This window comes from Arenibacter aquaticus (genome assembly GCF_003957295.1).
Taxonomy (GTDB): Bacteria; Bacteroidota; Bacteroidia; order Flavobacteriales; family Flavobacteriaceae; genus Arenibacter; species Arenibacter aquaticus.
Map to the genome: position 1 here is coordinate 423,016 of NZ_RQPJ01000005.1, position 23,035 is coordinate 446,050.

Here is a 23,035-nt window from a genome sequence, read left to right on the forward strand (position 1 = left end):
TTCAAGATAAACTATAGGATGATAGGAACACCAGCGACAACAGCTTTACAATCCCATGTGCACAACACTATAGGTCAATAAGTAATTGTTCTTTATTCAATAACCAACCAGGAATAGGAGTTAGCTGGAATACGGACCTTGACCTTTATGGAATAATCCCTATCCAATTTATACCTTTTGGAAGCCCCTTCTTTTTCCCTCACCATGGCAAAACTGGTTAAGCCTGTATAGTACAAGGGCAATTCCAACTCCCTTTCCATATCTTCCCCCAGCGGATTGAAAACCATTACCAAGCCCTTTTCCTTCAGGTTGGGATTAACGTGCATAATGCCGTCCCAATCTCTGCCAGATGGCCTTCTAAGGTGCAGAACATCACTGTTAAGTATTTCCCTGTATTTTTTGTACCAGTTGATCACATTGGCCACTACAGCCTTCGTTTTAGGGGTATCATACAACCTTGGCCCCCTGTAACAAGCCTGTACTCCGGCTCCATAATTCTGCATCATATGACCTTCATAATCGTCCAAGTGTTCGCTCAATGGCTCCAGTGTAGCTGCCTTACCCCCTCCATGATATTCGGTAAGGGGCACAAAAGTCCAGGACATGCTCGGTATAGTTTTCCACAGTCCGTCGTAAATATTTTGTCTACCCAAAACCAGTTGCCGCTCCCTAGGCAGGGACCAATTGACCTCCCTATAACCAATTCCCGTTTTATTGGTGCCTGAATTAACATAAAAATCCGGAACGTTCATATATATACCCTCAGACCTCATCCACTTATAAAGCCCTTGTATCTGAGCGTATTGTTTCCATTGGGAATCCTCCAAACCATTGTGATAGGTATGTAAAGTTGATGCGCAGACATTACCAGGATATGAGCCATCATTTTCAAAAACACTCATACCTGTTTCCTTGAAAAAGGATTTGATCTTTCTAAAATAATCATACCCCCAATCCGAACATAGGCAGGGTGAAGAACCAAAGATCATTCCGCCCCGCTTGCCTGTTTTGGGATTAATAACATCTACATCTTCACTAATCCACCTACTGGACAACAAAGAATAGCCACCCAATTCAACACCCTTGGATTTTCCATAATTTACCAAATCCCTAAATTTCGCATAATATTCAGGAGACTCCTTCTCCATATTTAAACCGCTCCCGAAACTTAGGATTATCATTTCATAACCTACCTCGGCACATTGATCTATAGCCTTTTTGATCTTAACGGGATCTGTGGTTGTCAAATGCAGAAATATAGGGTTTTCCGTGGTCCACGGAGAAATAGTCCTATACATTTTTCTGATGAACAACCCCTTACGTTCCTTATCATAGCTGTCAAATGGGGTCTCCCAAACCCTGAAGCTCGTAAAGGATTCACCTGGAGCGATTCCCACATTAGGCCCCAAAGGAGGTCTTACCTCCAAAATGGCCGGTAATTGCATGGCGTAATTGGTCTGGGAAGTATATCTGGGATCGGTTTCCCAAAAGGTAGTTTTATCCGACGTCTTCTGTTGCATGGCACCAAAAGCATAATCCGTTTCAACGTGAATATTGGGCTTTTCAAAATGTACAGGGACATCCACTAGGCTTTCACCCTCCACCATGGCCAATTGTTCCAATTTAAACCTATTCAACTGCACCATTAGATCTCCGTTATTGGTAACCTCTATCCATTTGCTTAGTGTTGGAAGCCCATCGTATAAGGCATAGTGGACTTTTACCAAAATATCATCCTTTGTCAAGGTAAACACAATTTCCTTACCTGTTGGCATCTGCGGATTGGAAGCCCAACGAACACGTTTCCACTCCAAACGGTCGCTCAAATTTTTAACCTCAAAATCCTTTATTAGAAAGGAATTTGGATCAATACCCAGATCATCTATCCATTCCATTAGAGTATAGGCATATTCTGGTTGCCCTGTAAGGCCTCCAATAGCTATTTCCTTGCCATCTATTGTTAACACCCCCTCATTGGAAACACTTCGCAATAAACTCTCCCCTGTCATTTGGTTCATAAAATCTACAGTCGCCAAATTGGGAAACAACCTAAACACCCTGGCAACAAGGCCATTTGTTAGAATAACATCCTTGCCGTTATCACTACGATAGACATTGGCTTTGGCATGGCTATTATCTATTAGCCAATCAACTTCGGGTTGTTTCAACGGTGTCTCAATTTTAGGCAGTTTGCCCAATAGCCCCTTAAGCTTTTTGTCAACTTCTTTGGATTGTTCCAATTTTTCACCCGTGTAATCATAGGCAACCATAATCGGGGGGATTTCAAAGTAATCAATTTTTGGATCGATCCAAACGGCATGGTCTCCACTTTTTCCGTCACCCCCATCTTCGACAATCATTTCCAATATCCCTCTATCAATTTCAATCTCCACCTCCTTGGCTCGGTCCCCAGCATACATAACACCACTATTATAAATCTCCTTTCCATTATTTACCAACATAAAAACTACACCTCCCTGATCTATCTTTCCATCTTCCCCTTCCAAACCAACAAACTGTTTTCTAGAATCCGAAATTTCATAAAACAAACGCTTCCCATCGGTTAGTGGAATAGTGGTTAGCGATTTGGACTGAAGATCCACCTCCGAATCATTAACTCCAATCTTGGCAGTAAATTTTCGGCTATCGCTAACTTTGATCTTTAAGCTAGATCTAGAATGGACCCCGATACCAATTCCATAGCTTACTCCCGCAATGGATAATGCTCCCCCGGTCACTGCCCGGTTTTTAACTGGGGCACTGTAGGTCTGTAGCCCTAGTGAAATTTGCATATCGGCAACATGGGCCACATTTTGGGCCTTTACCGAAAACACCCAGATGCAATTAAACAATAAAACCGTTAAGTAAGTCACCCTTATATTTTGTACCATCATCTTTTGTCCCGTTATACTAATCAAGAATAATTATTAAGTTTTTAGTCTGACTCAATTTTGACAAACAAACACAACAAGTATAGTACATTGAGTTAGGTCAATCGACCCATATAATAAAATAGGAGAATTATTACTGTTTTTTACTGTCCCAATTATCATTAGGACTTTCTTTTTATTCCGCTAACACCTAATGTCTGAGACACTTCCAAATGATTATAAGAAACAGGGTTAAACAATGCATGAAGGTTTAAGAGATCAAAACATCAATGACCCGTGCTACCCTAATATGAAATAAGAACACATTTTAATAAATGCTTCAATACAATATTTTTTATTCTTTCATGAATTAGAAAAAGCCATGCATATAGGTACGTAGTCTAATCACCAACTGCAATTCACCCAACTCATTGTGCCATACTTTATACCTTTAAGTTATACTTGGAAATGGTAGGAACGATGGGGTCATTAGGCAAGGATTCGTGTAAATTCATCTCACGGGGTCCTGGACCAACAAACTCAGTTATTTTGGGTTCTATAATAATTTTATTATGTTTTATTTTTACAAAAGTATATAGTGGATCCCTATAAGGAATAGTGTACTTTATCCATTCAAACTTTTCATCAATTTCTTTACTATATCTAACAACTTTGTGATCCCCGCCAACCCATCTATAAGAAGCACTGTTGATCTGCACATAGTATATATCATTAATTTGGTTAGCATAATCAGTGTGGGTGTGTCCATTTATACAGCATAGCACTTTTTTAAATCCCGCTTTTTCATTTGTCCTTTCCAATATTCCCCTGATCTCCTTCATATTGGCAATTCCGTCATATTCCAACTCCAATGACTGATGGCTGAAAATAATTGTAGGATTATTGGTCTGTTCCAAATCCTTTATAAGCCATTCCTTTTGTGCGTCTCCGATATATCTATTGTAACCCGACCATGGGCTAGGGTTAGGGTCATTACCATCCAATACAATGAAATGAATGCCTTTTTTATCAAAGGAATAATAATTTTTGGGCATGTTCCAAAACATCCTAGTTTGGTCACGGGAAAACCCACCATCCATATCATGGTTCCCCAAAACATGATATTTGTCTCCATTATAACCGTCAAAGATATTAAGGAATTCTTGGTTGTATCCATAGGGCCTACAGAAGTCTCCAAGTTGCATAATAAAGTCCAGGTCTTTTTTACTGGCCACATCTATAAATTCCTGTAAACGCTCATCGGCGTCGTGCATAACATCCTTGTGCACGTCCGCTATTAGCCCAAATACGATGGTTTCTTTCCCAATGGGGCTGGACAAGACATCCAACGGTAAGATCAATGTCGTTCCTGCCAAGGCAGTGGTCTTCATAAATAATCTCCTATCGATATTTTTTCGGGTCTTGTCCATGATACTATAATTTACTATTGACCCCAGAGGGATTAAAATTTTATATTGTAATCTGAAATAATTGGAGTGTAGTCACTAGAATCGGTTCCTTTGGACATTCACAGTTCATAAGGTGAGGGGGACATCCATTTACTTTTCACCCCTTCAAATTTCATAAGACCTCTAGATTTTAAGGATACAAAAGCATAGAGAGGGTCTTTATAGCCCGCAATGTGGTGTAAGTTTCCATACAGCTTATATAATTCTTTAGAAAATCTTTCTGTGCTTTCGTATTTACCGGAAACCCACTGATAGGACATGCTGTTGATCCCTATATAATCAATGTCATTTTTTTTAAAATGATAATCGGTATGGTTATGCCCATTTAGGGAGCAGATAACCTTTTGTTTATGCTCCTCCATAATCCTTTGTAATGTCAATCGGTTTTTAACGCCATGCCACAAGCTTTGATGGGAAAATATAAGGGTGGGCAATGTAGTTTCCTCCAAATCACCCTTGAACCATTCTATTTGCTCTTTATTGATGAAAGTTCTAATCTTGCTATCTACATAAAAATTGGCTTTATCGTAATGGATAAATTTACCTTCATCATATAGAAAATTGGCATCCAACACAATGAAATGATAACCTCCCATATCAAAGGAGTAATACGGTTTAGGCATTCCCCAGAAATCCAATACCTCTTCTTTGGAATGTTTGTCCATATCGTGATTTCCCAAAATATGATATTTAGGTCCTTTATAGGTTTCCCAGATATTCAAAAAGCCCTTGTTTTTTTTTGTCCGAAAAGCAGAAATCCCCCATTTGAATAATAAAATCGACTTTTCTTTCTTGCGCTTCATGTATAAAGGTCTCCAAACGCCTGTCCGCATCTGGCATTAAATCCTTATGGACATCGGTAACAACTCCAAAATTCAACTCATTGGATTTGTTTACCCCGTCTATGCTGGGAATAAACGACAGCATAGTTGGCGGAGTAATAGCTGCAGCAGCTCCAATTCCTATTTGATGAATAAACTTTCTACGTTTCATTTCCTTACATCTAAATATCAACTCCTAATTCTAACTAATTCCTTTCACTAGAGAACGGACCTGGATACTATTTTTTTTCCAAAAAATGTGTTGCATAATCAATGTCCAAAACATCATATCTTTTGGCAAGGTGTTCCAATCTACCTTTAAAATCTTCCCAAGACCTAGATTCTTGAGGAGACCATACCACCTCGGACAAGGCTGTCATTCGGGGAAAGGTCATATATTCTACCTGATCCTCCGTTTTCATATATTCGGTCCACACGTTACCCTGTGCTCCCAGGACAAATTTTTGTTCGTCTGCATCCAGTTCTTTCGGAATAGGATTATAGGAATAGACTTTTTCCAAGGGTAGAAATCCGCCTATAGCCAAGGGTTCATTCTCCGTATCCTCTGATTGGTAATAATCGAAATAGTTATAGGTGGTAGGTGTCATGATAACATCGTGATGTTGTTTTGCCGCTTCAATCCCTCCTTTTTCGCCTCGCCAGGACATCACTGTTGCATTAGGGGCCAATCCGCCTTCCAAAATCTCATCCCATCCTATAATTTGTTTCCCCTTTCCGTTTATATATTTCTCCATTCGCTGAACAAAATAACTCTGCAGTTCATGCTCGTCACTTAGGTTTTCCTTCTTGATCCTGTTCTGACAGTTTGGGCAACGTTCCCAATGGGCCTTTGGGCTTTCATCCCCCCCTATATGGACATACTTTGATGGAAAAAGCGGTATAACCTCATCCAGTACATCTTGAAGAAATTCAAAAGTACTTTCCTTTCCACCACAAAATACGTCATCCATTACGCCCCATGTTTCTTGCACAATCTTATGGATACCGGACTTTTGCAACTCCCTGCTCTTGTTGGACATCATATCATTGAACACCGTCGTTGGTTCTTCCGGGAAACAGCTCAAATAGGGATAGGCCGCAATAGCTGCCGCCCCGTGCCCGGGCATCTCTATCTCCGGAATAATGGTAACATGTTGCTTAGCGGCATATGCCACAATATCCTTTACATCTTCTTGGGTGTAAAAGCCTCCGTACACCTCCTGATCGTTTGCGGTGCCCGGGTGGTGACCAATAATGGTTCCGTTTCGGTAGGCTCCTACCTTGGTCAATCTAGGATACTTTTTTATTTCTATACGCCAAGCTTGGTCTTCTGTTAAATGCCAATGAAGGGTATTCATTTTATGCAGGGCAATAAGGTCTATATACTTCTTGACAAAGGATACCGGAAAAAAATGACGGCTTACGTCCAGCATCATCCCCCTATAGGCAAATCTGGGCTCATCTTTAATAACCACTGCCGGAACGGACAATTCGCTTTCCAATCTTCTACCCGATTCTATTGTGGGCGGCATGAGCTGTCTTAATGTTTGAATACCGTAGAACACGCCTTTGGCCGTTTTTCCTGAAATTGTAATGCTGTTGTACTCCACTACCAATTCATATCCTTCTTCATTTTCAATATTTCCGTCCAGTTTAAGTGTTATACCACCTTCACCAGTTTTACTCGATTCCATTGGAAGCTGGGTACCAATTGCACTACCCAACATTTCCGAAAGGTATTCGGCCTCTGTCCTCAAGGCCTCAGGATTTGATATGTAGGTATTTCCATTGACCAAAAACGAACCCTTTGAGCCCACCAAGGACATAGGCTTGGGAATGATTTGATATGCTTGTTCCGGATTCTCCGTGTTTTTGTTTTGGTCTGCACAGGAAATGGTCAATAATCCGATCAAGAAAAAAATAAGTATTCTCATTATTTATTAATTATAATTTAAGTTTTAAAATTTGTTTATGGCACCCTCCAATTATATAATAGCGGGGTTTCATTAATCCAGGGATGTATAATCAAACTCGGCCATGACCGGGTAGTGGTCCGAAAGCAAGCTGGTTTCCTCCTTATTAAAGATTTCGGCCTTGGTACATGATTTTGCCAATTCCGGACTGGCCAAAATAAAGTCTATGCGTTCATTTCTATTGTTTACTTCTTTGGAAGCAGGGCATGGGTAGGTATACCTATTGTCTGGCCCTGTAAAATCTAGACAAACATCAATGGCCGGTAAGGCCAAAAAGGATGATATTACCGAATAATCAAACTCTCCAAATCGTAAGTTGGAACGTCCCGCTCCCAATTTCTGGTTTTCAAACGCCGTTCTGAGTACCTCTTTTTCTTCTAAAAAATATTCATCAAAGGGAGAATGTGAGTTAAAATCACCGAGCAAAATATACTTTTCACTTTTGCTCTTTCTCACCTTTTCTGCTATAATACCGGCTTCCTTGAGCCTAATATTACAATCGGATGGGGAGAGGTGCACAACAAAAAAATCGATTCCAAATGTTTGGCAATGCAAGGAGCCATGAGACATGCCATCCAATATTCGTTCTTTTAAAACTATTGGCTTTTTGGAAGTAAGCCCTACCGGATATCCCTCGGTCTTGAGGATCATGACAAAAGGATGTCCCCACTTGGATGCATCTCTCTTTAGCTTTTCCTCATCATAGCCGCAAAGTTCCTGTAAGGCCATTACATCTGGATTTTGGGACTTGATCCATTCAATAGTGGCCACTTGGCGTTCGCTGTCCTTGCCCCAATCAAATCCGTTCCAGATATTATAGGTCATCACTTTTAATTTCTCTTGCGACCTTAACCCATTTGAAGAAACTCCAAAAGTTAGCATTAAAAGTACAAAGGGCTTTATTTTATTGATCATTTGATATATGTGTTATAATTAATTTCTTATGCTGCGTATTACTTTATCAGTTCTTACTTAGTTCACCTTCAAAATCTACCCCGACCAAGGTCAGGGATATTAAATATTCCCACTACACTGTTTTCGGCGAATGGTTGGTCTTCATTTGGATATTTTTATTCTACTACTAATTCATCAACTAGAATAATTGCGTTGGCCCCGGACATATGATGCCCCTTAGGAATGGGATTAATTTGTTTTCCAATGAACCTTAGATAGTTAACCTTAACCGGATCAAACGCTACCTCATAAGGTATTTCGTTTCTTCCCTGCACACTACTAATTTCAAACTTGTCCACCGTTCCCAATTTATAAAAATCCATTCCGTTCACAGACCCATGGACCTCTACATTTCTGGGTGGGTAGATCCCTGCAATCGTAAAGCGTAAGGCATCAAACTTAACCTCCTTTACAGCCGTCAGGGTATCAAACTTAATGGTTACATCCATACCATTTTTAAAAGACACCCAGTTAGGGTCACTTCTGTTCAATTTACCATAGTTGAGATCCGTCAACTTTTGCAAATCAGGAGATTCATTTAGCACTCCGGCAGCCTTATGTACATAAAAATCCATGGATGATGTATAGCCTACAGCTTGGCCATCCTTAAATGCCCTTGCTTTGATGGTGGCCGACTTGTTTAGTTTGAAGTTGCCGCTATATTGTTCCGACTTCATTGTAGGTTCAGAGCCGTCCAACGTATAGTAAATATCCAAATTGTTCACTTCTGTTTTTAAAGCAATTTCTATATTATCTCCCTGGCCCGTATGATCTATCCAAGGGCTATATGCGCTTACGGCATACCGAACACCTTGCTTATCCAATCGTAAAAATTGGGTTTGAAGGCGATTTGTAAAGTTGTCCCAGTCTTTTACCCGAGGAGAGGTCCAGCCACTCTCGGCTATGGCGTACAATCTTGGGAAAGTCATATAGGTAAGTTTACTCCAATCGCTTATAGACTCCGTCCACATATTGGCTTGAATCCCTTTTATTAGGCCAGCTTCCTCTTCTGAAATACCTTTGGGAATAACATCACAGCTATAGGCAGTGGATAATAATAATTGGGAATAACCTAAATTTGGCTCTAAGTCGTCGTGTCCCTGCTTTAAATCTATATAACAATAGTTACTGGGGGTCATAATTACTTCATGTCCCATTTTGGCGGCTTCTATACCGCCCTCTTCGCCCCTCCAGCTCATAACCGTGGCATTGGGAGCCAGACCACCTTCCAATATTTCATCCCAACCAATCATGATTTTGCCACGGGCGTTGATGATTTTTTCAATTCGCTTTATAAAATAGCTTTGTAGTTCGTAAACATCCTTTAGCCCCTCTTCCTTTATTCTACGTTGTGCATCGGGATCTTTTAACCACTGACTTTTGTTGCATTCGTCCCCTCCAATATGCATATAATTAAAAGGAAATAGGTCCATCACCTCATTCAACATTTTTTCGGCAAATACAAAAGTCTCCTCTTTTCCTGGGTTCAATGTATTATTTTTAACCACTCCCCCAGTAGCCACATATTTTTCGGAATTAACGCAGCCAATTTCGGGGTAGGAAGCTACCATGGCCTGGGCGTGACCAGGCATGTCAATTTCGGGAACCACCTCTATAAAACGTTCTTTGGCATACGCTACAATTTCCTTGATATCATCTTGGGTATAATAGCCCCCGTAGGTAGGTTTTTCCCCTGGTTTTTGAACGGGCCTTCCAAACCAATTGGAAATACGCTCGTCCGTAGTATTGTAGTCCATACGCCAAGCCCCTACCTCGGTAAGCTTGGGATAGCTTTTAATTTCTACCCGCCAACCCTGATCATCGGCCAGATGCCAATGAAAGCGGTTCAGTTTGGATTCTGCCATAAAATCCAACACCTTCTTTACTTGTTGCTTATCAAAAAAATGACGTGACACATCCAACATATAACCTCTCCACTCAAAAGCGGGCTTGTCCTGAATACGCACCGAAGGTATCCCCCAGACTATATTGGGTTGCAACTTGCCACTGTAAAAGGATACCGGCAATAATTGCTTTAAACTCTGAAGTGCGTAAAAGAATCCGGCTTCCGAACCAGCGATTATTTTAATATTTTCAGGAGTGACCTCTAAATTATAGGCCTCTGCAGCCATAGTTGGTTCCGTTATAAAAACGATATCGCCATCGCCTCCAATATTTACTTTTGGCATCCATCCGGACACCGTGGTAAATTCATCAAAAAACAAATTGGCCAAAGCCATTTGGGCATCGGTTTCAACTGTAACGCTTGTACCTTCATTGATTTCAAAATGCCCCGTTCCCACTAGCTGCTTTTCTGGAAGTGGAATAATGGCCACCTTCCCTATTTCTACTTTTTTCTGAACACAGGAAACATGGGTCAGTGCTACCAAAAAAAGTATTATGCTGTATTTATTCATCATTGATTCGTTTATTATTCGTATTCATTTTCTACTGATCACAGCCATACCTAGCTAGGAGAGTTTGTTTAAATATGATTCTTTAAAAGCTCGTCTCATGGCAATTAGTTCCTACCTCCGCTGGAATTATAATTCAATTCCTATTTGGTGATAACTCCTATTTCCCCAACTGATAATCTTTTATCATCGTCAATTATTTTAACTCCTTTCAATTTTATAAATCGTGCTTTCGTTGTTTTAAAGCTTACGGTTTGTTCAATAGGGTTGTTTTTGATATTGGCAAACTCCCCAGTAGCTGCCACAGACCATGTTTTATTATCCCTACTAATTGAAAACTCATACTTTGAAACAATTCCCACCGGCCATCTTCCCCGAACGGGCATATAGGTAAATCCTTGTAACCGCTGTACTTCTCCTAAATCAACAACGACTTCAACAGCTGTATCGCTTGCCGCGCTAGCCCAAGTAGTGTTTGGATTGTCGTCAATAATCCTATGGGCGTCTCCAAGCTTTCCGGCACTTACCTTTAGCACCTTCCAATCTTTTTTGCTAATGTCAAAATACATTTCCTTGACCGAGGTTTTCTCCCTGTTTTCCGGATTATAGGCCAAGGCCTTAATAGTTGTAGGTTTATCTATCCTGAAACCTGATTGGTATTTGGGAGATTTTTCTGATGGCTCCGAACCATCCAAGGTGTAATGGATATCTATATTTTTATCGCTTACCTCCATGCTTACCACACCACTTTTATCTCTTTTGATAATAGGTTGTGTCAGTAAATTGGGAGCACGGTACAACTCGATATTCGAAATAACGGGTACCGCTTTTGATGCGGTAATATTTATTCTGACGGCTGTAGCTTCAACGGTATCAAATCGTAAGATTCTTTTCACTCCTATGGTAGTTTGCGTATCTAGAAGTTTCCAATTTCCGTCTATCCTAGCCTCTACGTTAAATCCATAAATACGTTGTCCCAAGGCAATATATTCTTGAAGTAGAATTCTGTTAACTTCTGTTGGTGAATCGAAGTTTAGGGTAAGGGAAGCTGTTGTGACCCCCTCATCGGTTGTCCAATAGGTGTTGTTGTCCCCATCAATAACATTCCCAGCTCCAAATTTGGAATGATTACCCCTAACATTTGTGGCACCAACCTCAGCGGTTTTAGCAATGTTATTTGCAAAATCCTTCTTTATTTGTTCCTTTAGCGCCATTAGTTGAACCGAATCCCTCTCATGTACAAGCCCTCTATCATCTACGGGTAGATTAAGCAACAATGAGGCATTCCTTCCCACCGATTCATAGTAAATCTTTACCAAATGTTCCAGGGATTTCACTTGCGAATCCTCGGAAGGGTGGTAGTACCAGCCTGGTCGTATAGATACATCGCATTCGGCCGGTACCCAATGCGTACCGTTCTCATGTCCGGAACGTAATTCCTTATACTTGGAATAGCCTGGATAAACTTTGTTTCTTTCCAACAAACTCCAATTGGTTTCATTGGCCCATCCTTCCTCATTGCCTACCCAACGGACTCCAGGACCACCATCACCAAAAATCACTGCATTGGGCTGTAGTTCCCTTATTATTGCAATGGCCTTATCCCATTGATAATAGGTTTTGTTATCAATTTTCCGTGTTTCATTAGCCCCTCCATAATAACCGGACCCTCCATTGGCCCCATCGAACCAGACCTCAAATATCTCCCCGTAATTGGTAAGCAATTCCCGTAATTGATTATGAAAATAGGTCACGTACTCCGGTTTGCCGTAGTCCGCATGGTTTCTGTCCCATGGAGAAAGATACACCCCCATTTTTAAACCGAACTCTGCGCAAGCTTCAGATAAATCCTTTAACACATCACCTTTACCATTTTTCCAAGGAGAGTTTTTTACGGAATGTTCTGTGTATTTTGAGGGCCATAAACAGAATCCGTCATGGTGCTTGGCAGTTATTATAACCCCTTTCATACCGGCTTCTTTTATAGTTTTCGCCCATTGTCTGGCATCCAAATCTGTTGGGTTGAATTGTGATGGTTTTTCACTCCCCATGCCCCATTCCATATTGGTGAAGGTATTCATATTGAAATGAATAAACCCATAATACTCCATATTGTGCCATGCCAATTGACGCTCTGAAGGCAAAGGTCCGTAAGGTTCCGGTGCATCATTATACTGCGCATTGGACAGATAGAAATTTAGTACTGCTAACAGTACAATATTTAGATAAAATTTACTCATGTACAAAAATTTACAATTCTTACTTATTATAAGTCCTATGGATAAGGCTAGTTCTCAAAGTAATGGCATTTTCATAATAAAGCAAGAATAAAGGAGAGACTAATAAAAGTCTCTCCTTAACAACTCAACTAATTAATAAAAACAAACCAATTAAACTCTATTTTAATTTTTATAATCAATTATATATAAAGGAGGCTGATTCTTACCAACCACTATTCTGCTTCATATTTTCGTTTGCGTCTATTTCTGCTTGCGGAATTGGTAAATAGTCATTCTTGGGAGAAGAATAAACTCTTGTCTCAACCACAATAGGACTTTCATTGTCTGGATCATAGGCTCCTTCAAGTGTCCCCTCCATTTGTTGTTCCGCTATTTGCCATCTCCTTAAGTCAAAATACCTTTGGCCTTCAAAAGCTAATTCTACCCTTCTCTCCCTTCGAAGAAGCTCACGTAGTTTCTCCTGAGTATTGTAGACCGTTTCATCTACATTGGGCATTCCAGCCCTATTCCTGATCTTATTTAAATATATTACCACATCTGGATTATTGTAATCCCCCAATTCTATCAGTGACTCCACATATACCAACAATATTTCGGCATATCGAATAATCATATAGTCCAAGTTACCAGAATAGGTCTTGCTAACATCCTCGGGGTCTATGAATTTTGATAAGGCAAATCCTGTTTTTGAAGCCCCACTCTGGGAAATAGCGTCGTCACTATTTTGATCAAAAGGATTTAAGGTATGCCCTAAAAATTCTTCTCCAGGGAGCCAAATAGAGGCGTCCAACCTAGGATCTCGAGCCATGAAATTAGGATCTTTTATAAACTCTTCTCGGTTGTCCGTATACTCATCAATAGTTTTCCCTTCAAGTGTTTCGTAGGCATTTACTATAGAAGCCGTTGGGTTTGAAGCTCCTTGTCCACCCATAGACTTAGGCATGGACCTAAACCATGACTCAGAAAAGCCCCTTCTAGTGTACATAATTCTTTCATTATTGATTTGTCCAACATATCTGAACAGATCTCTATAATGCAATTGTTCCGGGTCCGAGGTATAAAAAAGATCAAATTCCTGCATATTAATAACCTTGAGGGCGGCCTCCTTGGCTACTTCGTAGCGCTTGGCTTGAAGCCCTACAATAGCTTTTAGGGAATAGGCTACCGCCTTGGAAACTCTCCAGCTTTTATCTTCCGTATACTTATTTGGCAGGTATGGGTTATTGATAGCCAAATCTAATTCGGACAGGATAAAATCTTCCGTTTCAGTTTTAGATGCTCTTGAAGCAAAAATTTCCTCCGGATTCAAAGGGTGGTCAACAATAGGTATTCCTTCATTTCCTCCAAAATAGAAATAGAGCAACATATGGTAATAAGCCCGTAGTATGTGTGCTTCACCTATCATTCTATCCCTTTCTTCCTCACTGGTGAAATAAGGTGTTTCAATATTTTCAAGAAACCTACTACACCTCCTAATGTACTCGTAATAAGACTGCCACATTTGTCTGGGATGCCAATTCAGGGAATTGTTGGTCCCACTTCCTATAGTCTTAACATCACCAAGGTAGTTTCCAGAATGATACATATTATCCGTCATACCTTCTAAGGCTACATTGGAAACATAAGGTGCCGAATAGTGATATCCTCCATGAGGAAGCCCACCATAACAGCTATTTAGTGCATTTACCGCATCATTGGTTGTCTTCCAAAAATTTTCATCGGTTATACCAGTTGGATGATCTCGCGTTAAAAATTCATCCGAGCAACTCGTGCAAAAAACAAAAATTAATATTATATATTTTATGTGTTTCATCTTGTTTTATTTAATAATTTAATGCTTCGACCTGTTCTAAAACTTAACATTCACCCCAACGGTAAATACTTTTATCAATGGGTAAGTACCTGACCCTCCCAAGTTCTCAGGATCTGTTATATCTTGGGAAGTAAAGGTTAAAGGGTTCTGTGCATTCGCATAGATCCGGCATTTCTGAATACCTATTGGATCAAGGAATCCCTCCTTTAAAGTATATCCCAACTGCACATATTTTACTCTTAAATAAGAAGCATCAAAACTCCAATAATCGGAAGGTTGCAGATTATTACCTGGTTCTGGTGTAGGTCTTGGATAATATGCATCAGGATTTTCAGGGGTCCAATAATCCGAGTGGAATTTTTGTGGGGTGCTGCCTGAATCACCGTTCAAGTTTAAAGGAATCGCATGGACCCCGTTATAAAATGCATCAACACCTTCTACTCCTTGTAACAGTAACTCAAAATCCCAATTTTTATATCCAAATGAAAAATTTGTAAAATAATTAAAATCGGGCTGCCCATCGCCGGCTATCACCCTATCTTCATCGTCAAAACTCCCATCATTATTTGCATCTATGAAGCGGATGTCCCCTGGCTTTTGGTTCCCCCATAGGGTAACGCCCTCATTGGGCACAAGGTTTCCTTCGCCATCTTTAGAAAAATCAGATTCTTGCAATAGCCCATCGGTAACAAACCTATAATGGGATCCCAAAGCATAACCTTCTTTATGAATTGTTGACCCACTGATATAGGGTCCTCCAGGTAGATTTTCTATTTTATTTTTATTTCGAGACACACCTCCATGTATTGTGAAATAACCATCAGTGAAATTTTTAGCATAATTTATACCCAATTCAAAACCTTTGTTCCTTACCTCTCCAGCATTAATTTTTGCTGAAGATGTACCGCCGATATAGGATATAGGTGGTGAAAGAATAATATCCTTCGTCAACTTATCGTAGGAGTCAAAAGTAACGTCCATATCCTTGAACACTGTTAGATCAAATCCATAATTAAGCATATTAACAGTTTCCCATGTTATGTTTGGATTTCCAAAAACCGTTTCAACACCATTTGATGCATTAATAAGGTTTTGATATTGATAAAGACCAATATTCTCATTTCCCAACTCACCGTAGGATACTCTAGCCTTCAGGTTTTGCAACCAAGATAAATTATTCAGGAACTCCTCTTTATGCATGTTCCAACCCAATGAATAAGAGGGAAAATAGCCGTACTTGTTATCCTTACCAAATCGTGAAGAGCCATCAGCCCTAAATGTCACCTCGGCCAAGTACTTATCATTATATGTGTAATTTGTTTTTCCGAAAAAAGACTGCATAGACCATTGATCCCAATTTCCAGAATTTGTCAACTCCTGGTTGTATCCTCCAAAAGCAAAAAGCCTATGTTTATCATTTAGATAAGTATAGTCAACATTTCCTCCTATAAAATAATAACTAGACCTGTCCGTTGAGGCAGACCGAACGTTATCCCAAGTATAGTTTAATACACCGGTATCATATTCAAAAAAATTAAAAGGGTCTCTCCTTTGATTGGTTGCACCACTATTGATCCTATAACTATATTGTCCATTCAAGTTAAGATCAGGTAAAATCTCCCATTTGGGCTGTATATTGATACTCATATTATCATTAAGCCTCTGAGTAATACCCCCACGGTCCAACATGGCTCTAGGGTTTCTCATTTCAAAGAAAATTCCGTAAAAATCCGTCCCATCCTTAGTAGGGTATTTGGGCACTAAATTTGGAGGGGCCCTATATATGTAATTCAATACATAATCAGTTTCACCATCTCTTAGGTTTGTTTCTATCTGATCTTTTCTTATGGAATTAAAGTCCATATTTACCGTAACGTTATCAGTAAGGTTTACAGTGGTATTGGCGCGTATATTAAACCTCTCAAAACCTACATTTTCAATAAACCCTTCCTGATCCAAATAGTTTACTGTAAGGGCAAATCTAGCTATGCTATTTCCTCCTTGAACCCCCACTGAATGATTGGTCAAAAGGGCGTTCTTTTGCCAGGTCTCATCAAGCCAATTAGTATTGGGGTAGTTTATAAGGTCAGTTTTATTCCTTGTTAAACTAATTGTTTCTTGGGAATAAATTGGGTTTCCACCGTTGTTGGAATAGGCTAAATTTACCATATCCATATAATCGGCCCCATCCATAAAATCTGGAAGATAGGTCGCATTTTGTACTCCTATATAAGAATTATAACTTACACTTACTTGACCAACTTTCCCTCTCTTGGTCTTGATGACAACAACCCCATTTGCAGCTCTTGCTCCATATATTGCAGCCGCCGAGGCATCTTTTAATACCGTGACACTTTCAATAGTATTGGGATCAAGATCGTTCATATTCATAGGGATCCCGTCAACCAGAACCAATGGGTCCGAATACCCCAAAGTAGAAATCCCCCTAATTTTTATAGAAGCGGCATCTCCTCCAGGTAATCCGGTACCTTGAGTTACCGTAAGGCCGGTAATACCACCCTGAAGCGCTTGGGATAGGGAGGTAATTGGTTTATTGGCTACATTCTTCGCAACATCCAAGGTTGCGATAGAACTGATCATATTAAGCTTTCTTTCCTCGCCATATCCTGTAACTACCACTTCTTCCAATTTGCCTACCTCCTCTTCTAAGGAGATAATTAAATTAGAATAAGCCTTCTCAACTTTGAATTCTTTGGTAGTATACCCTATAAAAGAGAAAACCAATAAATCTCCTTTTGCAGCCTCTATGGTAAAATACCCATTATCATCGGTAATTACCCCCTTATTACTATCCTTTATGGATACGGTCACGAAAGGTAAAGCCTCTGGAGGTTCATTGGAGTCAAAAACCCTTCCTTGTATAGTTAACAAATCCTGTTCCGAACTTACTTCGCTATTAATTGTTGGCTTATTGTTTCCTGCATAACATAGCGTCACCTGAAAACTCATCACCATTAACAGGAGAAATAGTTTTTTACATGTCCCTTTTAATTTGGAAGCGGTCCTCTTCCGTAATTTTTGATTCATACTCATAATAATTTGATGGTTAATTATTTATTCAATACTCCCCTCTTTGCCATGTCTTATACATTACGCATGGGTATAAAAAAGCGGTCCATCAAAACTATTGGGCTATGGGTATAACTACGGGGGGATAACTGGTTTCCTTAGGCATACAATTGTACATTATACCACCTGCAAACTAACTTTTTATAGGGCTCATTTATACTTTGCTTAACTTAAACTATCACATAAAGGATTGATTATAAGATGATTACTATCACATAAAGCACATTAATCTAAAATTTTAACTATAGGTAAAATTTTAGCTCTTCCCAGTTAAACCCCATAATTGTATATTTGGATCATGTCCATTAGAATTAGTTTATTTTCAGTACCCCCAGAAAGATTGAAGGTAAAAGTCACAGCACGGAATTATTTTTTTATACTGATAGCATTTTGTTGCAACATCATTTTTGGACAACAGGCGTTCAACAACATTCCTTTCTTTACCTTGAATGTAAAAGATGGGCTTTCACAAAATTATATTACATGTAGTGCTCAGGACTTTGAGGGGTTTATTTGGATCGGCACACGAAATGGTCTTTATAAATATGATGGCTACCATTTTGAACAAATAAATCTAAAAGAAAAGGGAATTGAGAACAATCATATCAACTGTCTATATAGGGGAAATGACCAAAATTTATGGATAGGTACCAATCAAGGCCCGGTACTTTATGACTACCACAGCGGAGACATTACCCCCCTATTCTTGGAGAATGGTGCCCTGGCAAAAAGCATTACGACTTTTTTTCAGCAAGACAAAAAAAACATCTGGATAGGTACTGGCGAAGGACAGCTCTTATCATACAACATAGCCAATAATGAAATAAAGACGTACAACCACCCCGGATTTAAGAACATTTCCAATATTGGAATGACAAACACCAACTCCTTATTGGTTGGTTTCAAATACGGTGGACTGTTAACCTTCTCTATAAAAAATGAAAAATTCTCTGTCCCGAAAGGATATGAAAAGATAGGTGGAACCGGGATCAATACTTTAATTGAGATCAAACCAGAAACTTTCCTTGTCGTTACCCCCAAAGGAGTATTCCTTTATAAACATGGGGTTAACCCCTTGGAAGTTCAAAAATTGAAAAGCCCAACGAATGCCAATGCCCTAAATTCAGTTATTAGTCTATTGGCGGCAAATAAGAAACATATATGGCTAGGTACGGACGGTCATGGTATACTTGATTATACTATTGCATCTGGAAAACTGGAGCCATTACATTTCGAAGGGCTATCCCCTTCCTTCTCCGTCACCTCCATGTTCAAGGCCAGGGATAATTCCATATGGATAGGAACTACCAATCAAGGACTAAAAATAGTCAACCCCTATAAAAGTCAGTTTAACCATTGGGCTTTTGAAAAAGGCAATAAAACAGGCTTAAGTAGTAATTCTGTTTTAGGATTGACGGAGGACAGCAATGGAAAAATAGTCTTGGCAATGGATGGAGGCGGCATTACTATATTTGATCCTAACTCCAGAAAATTTGAACATTATTTCAAAAATTCAGAGGAAAAAAGGGTGGTTAACACGGTAATCCAAGATAAAAATAATCGTATTTGGGCCGGAACCTTCAATCATGGATACCATGTTTCCCGACTTTCCTCCTCCAACTTCCTAGAGCCACTGACCCTTACAATACCCAAAGAAATTGAAAACATTTCTGTTAAATCCTTTCTTCGGGACAAGCAAAACAACATTTGGATTGGTACCGTTACTGGAGGAATCTACCTTTTCGACTATAAAAACGGAACGATAAAAAAGTTTAAGGAAAATAATCCCCTTGTTCAATACTCACAACCCTATTGTATTTATCAAAGCTCGGATTCCAAAATCTGGTTTGGATGTTACTCCGGCCTGTACGTTTATAACCCAAAAGATGATTCTTTAAAAGAATTCTTTCCTGAAAAAGGATCCCACTTTAAACAGGTTATCTCCATTGAGGAATTGGATGGGGACAATTTATGGTTAGGCACCAAAACCGGATTATATAATATAAATAGAAAATACAATAAAACAACACTTTATACAGAGAAACAAGGCTTGCCCAGCAATGTAGTCAATTCCCTTTTGGTTGATTCCTCAAAATTCTTATGGTTGGGAACAGACAAAGGTCTATCTCAATTTAATCCAATTTCTAAGGAATTTCGAAATTTTGGACGTGAAGATGGTGTTGATGGACTTGAATTTAATGAAAACGCCAAACTGAAAGGAAGTGACGGCACTTTGTATTTCGGCAACACTAACGGAGTATATTTCTTCCATCCCAACCAAATAAAAAACAATCCCAATCCGCCCGAAATAGTTCTGACCAATTTTAAAGTTACTTCAGACAACAGTAATATATCCCAAAATACTATCACGCAACATAAGCCCGTCAACCAAGTAAAAAAAATCTATTTAAACCATAACCAAAATTTCTTTAACCTCCACTTTACAGCCTTAAATTTTACAAATCCAAACAAAAATCAGTACAAATACAAACTTTTAGGTTTTGACAAGGATTGGGTTTTTACCCAGAATGGGAGAATGGCCACTTATACGAATATTCCTCCCGGAGAATACACTTTTATGGTAAAGGCCAGTAATAATGATGGTGTATGGACTCCTACTGCCAAATCGATAACTATTACCATACTCCCCCCTTGGTGGCATACCTGGTGGGCCAGGGCTCTATTCGCTTTAGTGGCTATTGGATCTATTATCTTGGCCAATACCTATATCTTGAAGCAGATAAAACTAAAGAATGCCCTGAAAATTGAACGCTTGGAAAAGAACAACCAGATTCAGTTAAATGAATTCAAGACCAAGCTATTTACTAACCTTACCCATGAATTAAGAACTCCCTTAACCATGATTTTGAGTCCCTTGGACAAATTGATTGCTACCGAAGTCAAAGGACCAGAATCTAAAAAACAATTATTATCCATTCAAAGAAATGCCCACAACCTCCTAAAATTGATCAACGAATGGTTAGATTACCGCAAAACTACCTCAACACAACCTATCATCAAGGCCGTAGAACTGGACTTGGTTCAATTTGCTGAGACTATTATAGAATCCTTTAAAGAGCTAGCGCATGACAAAGCTATATCCATAAAATACACCTCCCATTCGCCTTCCATTAATTGCTATTTTGACCCAAGTGCCATTCAAAAAGTAATATCCAACCTTATTTCCAATGCCATTAAATATTCTGGTGAAGGGAGTAACATTGCAGTAGAAGTAGGAGCATCCGCACAGAAGGTAAACGGAAAGCCACATGCTTTTTTAATAATTGAGGACGAAGGGGTAGGGATTTCATCTGAAGAACAAAAACTGATATTTGAACGCTTCCAAACACTGGGCGAAAATCCGTCTGTCGGGACTGGTATTGGGCTTGCGCTTTCCAAAGAGTTGGTGGAGGCCCATCATGGAAAATTAAAACTTACCTCTGTCCCCGGAAAGGGTAGCACCTTTACGGTAATTTTACCTTTGGGTACCGCACATTTTACTGATGAGCAATTATCCAATACTACCAACCACCACATACCAATAACCTCAACGCAAAAACAAGATCTTCAAAAAGAAGTTTTCCCCAACTTAGACACTATTAAAGAATTTAACTCAGCATCCGATTACACCGTTTTAATCGTAGAAGACGAGGATGATATACGTGAATTTATAGCGAACGAAATGTCTGATTACTTTAAGGTGTTGACCGCTAATAATGGCCAGGAAGGGATTCAAAAAGCAATTGAAGCAATACCAGACTTAGTGCTCTCCGATGTTTTGATGCCAAAGACAACAGGACTGGAACTTTGCAAGAGCCTTAAGAACAACCTACAAACCAGTCATATCCCTATTATTCTATTAACCGCCTTATCTGATGAAGAAAGTCAGGTACAAGGCTTAAAAGAGGGAGCGGAAGACTATATAACCAAACCATTTAGCATAAATGCCCTATTCTTTAAAATTAGGTCGATTATAGAAAATAGAAAGCTAAGCTCACAAAGATATCAGATAGAGACGGTAATGAAACCAAAGGAGTTGGCACAATCCACACCAGACAAGGACTTCTTGGAACAGACCGTAAAAATAATACATAACAATATTTCGGAGCCCAACTTCACTATAGATAAATTGGTTGTTGAATTGGGCATGAGCAGAACTCCTTTCTTTAAAAAGATCAAAAGCCTGACCAATTTGACCCCGAACGAATTTTTAAAAATTGTCCGTTTGCGGCATGCTGCGCAGCTTCTATTGAAAACTGAAATGAATATATCGGAGATAAGTTTTGAAGTTGGGTTTTTGTCCGCTAAATACTTTCGATCAACCTTTAAAAAACAGTTTGGGGAAACACCTTCAAGTTATAGGGAAAAGAGAATAAAGGTATCCTGATCGCCTGTTCCAATGTCCTTTTTTTTAGGACGCTTGCGGATAAACTTTTTAAGGAGAAAAATGTACAGCATACTTAACCAATAGGCAGTTTTAGAAACTGTCATCACAACCTTTATTTTAACTGAGAATGAATAAGATAATACTCATCCTTCATTAAAGCCACCTATTTGGGCAGCATGTAAAACAAACGTCCCCACCCCCATACACAGAGTATTCCAACGGTAGTTTCTGTAGTTCCCTCCCTAGATTCAAAAGACAACACTCCATCTTGCTTCATCACCACAATATACACTTTAACTTTTTCCAAAAGCTGCACCTATTCATGTTCATCCATCTTAAAACTAGAAATAATGGTATCTTCGGGACAACAATAATGGAATATGTCGAACGTCAAATCTTGGTTACGAACCCTCATTGACCTTTTGGAAGTCTTTTTAAACAGCTCGCATCAAAGTAAACGCGGCAGAACTTGGCACCAACATGTTGTGCCCTATAAGGAAGGCTGGGCTGTGCGCCGCGAGGGCAACCAACGTATAAGCAGTAAACATAGAAAACAGAGCACGGCCATACGTAAGGCCAAAAGTTTAGCTAAAAAATACAAGGCCGATGTCATTATCCACAGAGCGAGTGGTGGTATACGTGACCGGATTAGCTATGATGATTAAAAAATAAATTCATAAAAGAATACCATTGGGTCTAAAAAAAAGACAATCCGAGTTATTAAGAAGAGTTTTTTTACATGCCCATATTAAAAATTAATCTGTCCACAAAAAGTCAGTTGGCCATTGATATAAAATCATCAAACAGATCCCAGAAGTTTTACATGATTTTTAAAATTATTGGTCTAAAATGAATTATCAGTATTTCTGGAGTTCTCATTGGTAAATACTTAATTCTAAAGGATGTAAATGGTTCTTGAACCACCAATATTCTTCACTTCCTAATTAAAAAACTCAAGGTTAATTTTCTTATATTCGGACTTATTAATCAGATTTTGAAGACTG

At 39.3% G+C, this 23,035-nt stretch carries 13 protein-coding genes; 2 read left to right on the forward strand and 11 right to left on the reverse strand.

Translation table 11 applies throughout. The features are described 5' to 3' along the window. Window positions 1-92: 92 nt before the first annotated feature. From EHW67_RS11220 to EHW67_RS11260, 10 genes are all read right to left on the reverse strand, one after another. Complete coding sequence (locus EHW67_RS11220) at window positions 93-2,894, reverse strand: NPCBM/NEW2 domain-containing protein (RefSeq protein WP_202911960.1); 2,802 nt, start codon at window positions 2,892-2,894, stop codon at window positions 93-95. A 419-nt stretch (window positions 2,895-3,313) separates the two neighbouring features. After that, window positions 3,314-4,300 (reverse strand): metallophosphoesterase family protein, encoded by a 987-nt coding sequence (locus tag EHW67_RS11225; protein ID WP_126162465.1) that lies wholly within the window; start codon window positions 4,298-4,300, stop codon window positions 3,314-3,316. A gap of 98 nt (window positions 4,301-4,398) precedes the next feature. Then, entirely contained in the window at window positions 4,399-5,061 is a 663-nt protein-coding gene (locus tag EHW67_RS11230) for a metallophosphoesterase family protein (RefSeq protein ID WP_202911961.1), read from the reverse strand. After that, window positions 5,039-5,332, reverse strand: a complete 294-nt coding sequence (locus tag EHW67_RS20500) for a hypothetical protein (RefSeq protein ID WP_202911962.1) — start codon at window positions 5,330-5,332, stop codon at window positions 5,039-5,041. Before EHW67_RS20500 ends, EHW67_RS11230 begins: the two co-directional genes overlap by 23 nt. 67 nt (window positions 5,333-5,399) lie before the next feature. Then, window positions 5,400-7,094 (reverse strand): beta-N-acetylhexosaminidase, encoded by a 1,695-nt coding sequence (locus EHW67_RS11235; protein ID WP_126162466.1) that lies wholly within the window; start codon window positions 7,092-7,094, stop codon window positions 5,400-5,402. A 72-nt stretch (window positions 7,095-7,166) separates the two neighbouring features. After that, complete coding sequence (locus tag EHW67_RS11240) at window positions 7,167-8,048, reverse strand: endonuclease/exonuclease/phosphatase family protein (protein ID WP_126162467.1); 882 nt, start codon at window positions 8,046-8,048, stop codon at window positions 7,167-7,169. A 155-nt stretch (window positions 8,049-8,203) separates the two neighbouring features. Continuing rightward, window positions 8,204-10,507, reverse strand: a complete 2,304-nt coding sequence (locus tag EHW67_RS11245) for a beta-N-acetylhexosaminidase (protein ID WP_126162468.1) — start codon at window positions 10,505-10,507, stop codon at window positions 8,204-8,206. 137 nt (window positions 10,508-10,644) lie between these two features. After that, window positions 10,645-12,741: an alpha-L-fucosidase gene (locus tag EHW67_RS11250; protein WP_126162469.1), complete on the reverse strand. Its 2,097-nt coding sequence runs from the start codon at window positions 12,739-12,741 to the stop codon at window positions 10,645-10,647. A gap of 202 nt (window positions 12,742-12,943) precedes the next feature. Beyond that, window positions 12,944-14,554 carry a RagB/SusD family nutrient uptake outer membrane protein gene (locus EHW67_RS11255; protein WP_126162470.1) on the reverse strand — a complete coding sequence of 537 codons (1,611 nt, stop codon included), beginning with the start codon at window positions 14,552-14,554 and terminating at the stop codon, window positions 12,944-12,946. Between the two features lie 36 nt (window positions 14,555-14,590). Continuing rightward, complete coding sequence (locus tag EHW67_RS11260) at window positions 14,591-17,602, reverse strand: SusC/RagA family TonB-linked outer membrane protein (RefSeq protein WP_202911963.1); 3,012 nt, start codon at window positions 17,600-17,602, stop codon at window positions 14,591-14,593. A 340-nt stretch (window positions 17,603-17,942) separates the two neighbouring features. Here EHW67_RS11260 and EHW67_RS11265 point away from each other — a divergent pair, with 340 nt between their 5' ends. Continuing rightward, entirely contained in the window at window positions 17,943-22,031 is a 4,089-nt protein-coding gene (locus EHW67_RS11265) for a hybrid sensor histidine kinase/response regulator transcription factor (RefSeq protein ID WP_126162471.1), read from the forward strand. A 163-nt stretch (window positions 22,032-22,194) separates the two neighbouring features. Here EHW67_RS11265 and EHW67_RS20380 read toward each other — a convergent pair whose 3' ends face one another. Beyond that, window positions 22,195-22,338 carry a hypothetical protein gene (locus EHW67_RS20380; RefSeq protein WP_158285121.1) on the reverse strand — a complete coding sequence of 48 codons (144 nt, stop codon included), beginning with the start codon at window positions 22,336-22,338 and terminating at the stop codon, window positions 22,195-22,197. 73 nt (window positions 22,339-22,411) lie between these two features. On the opposite strand from EHW67_RS20380, the gene EHW67_RS11270 reads away from it, so the two are divergent. After that, entirely contained in the window at window positions 22,412-22,696 is a 285-nt protein-coding gene (locus EHW67_RS11270) for a DUF2188 domain-containing protein (protein WP_126162472.1), read from the forward strand. Window positions 22,697-23,035: the final 339 nt, after the last annotated feature.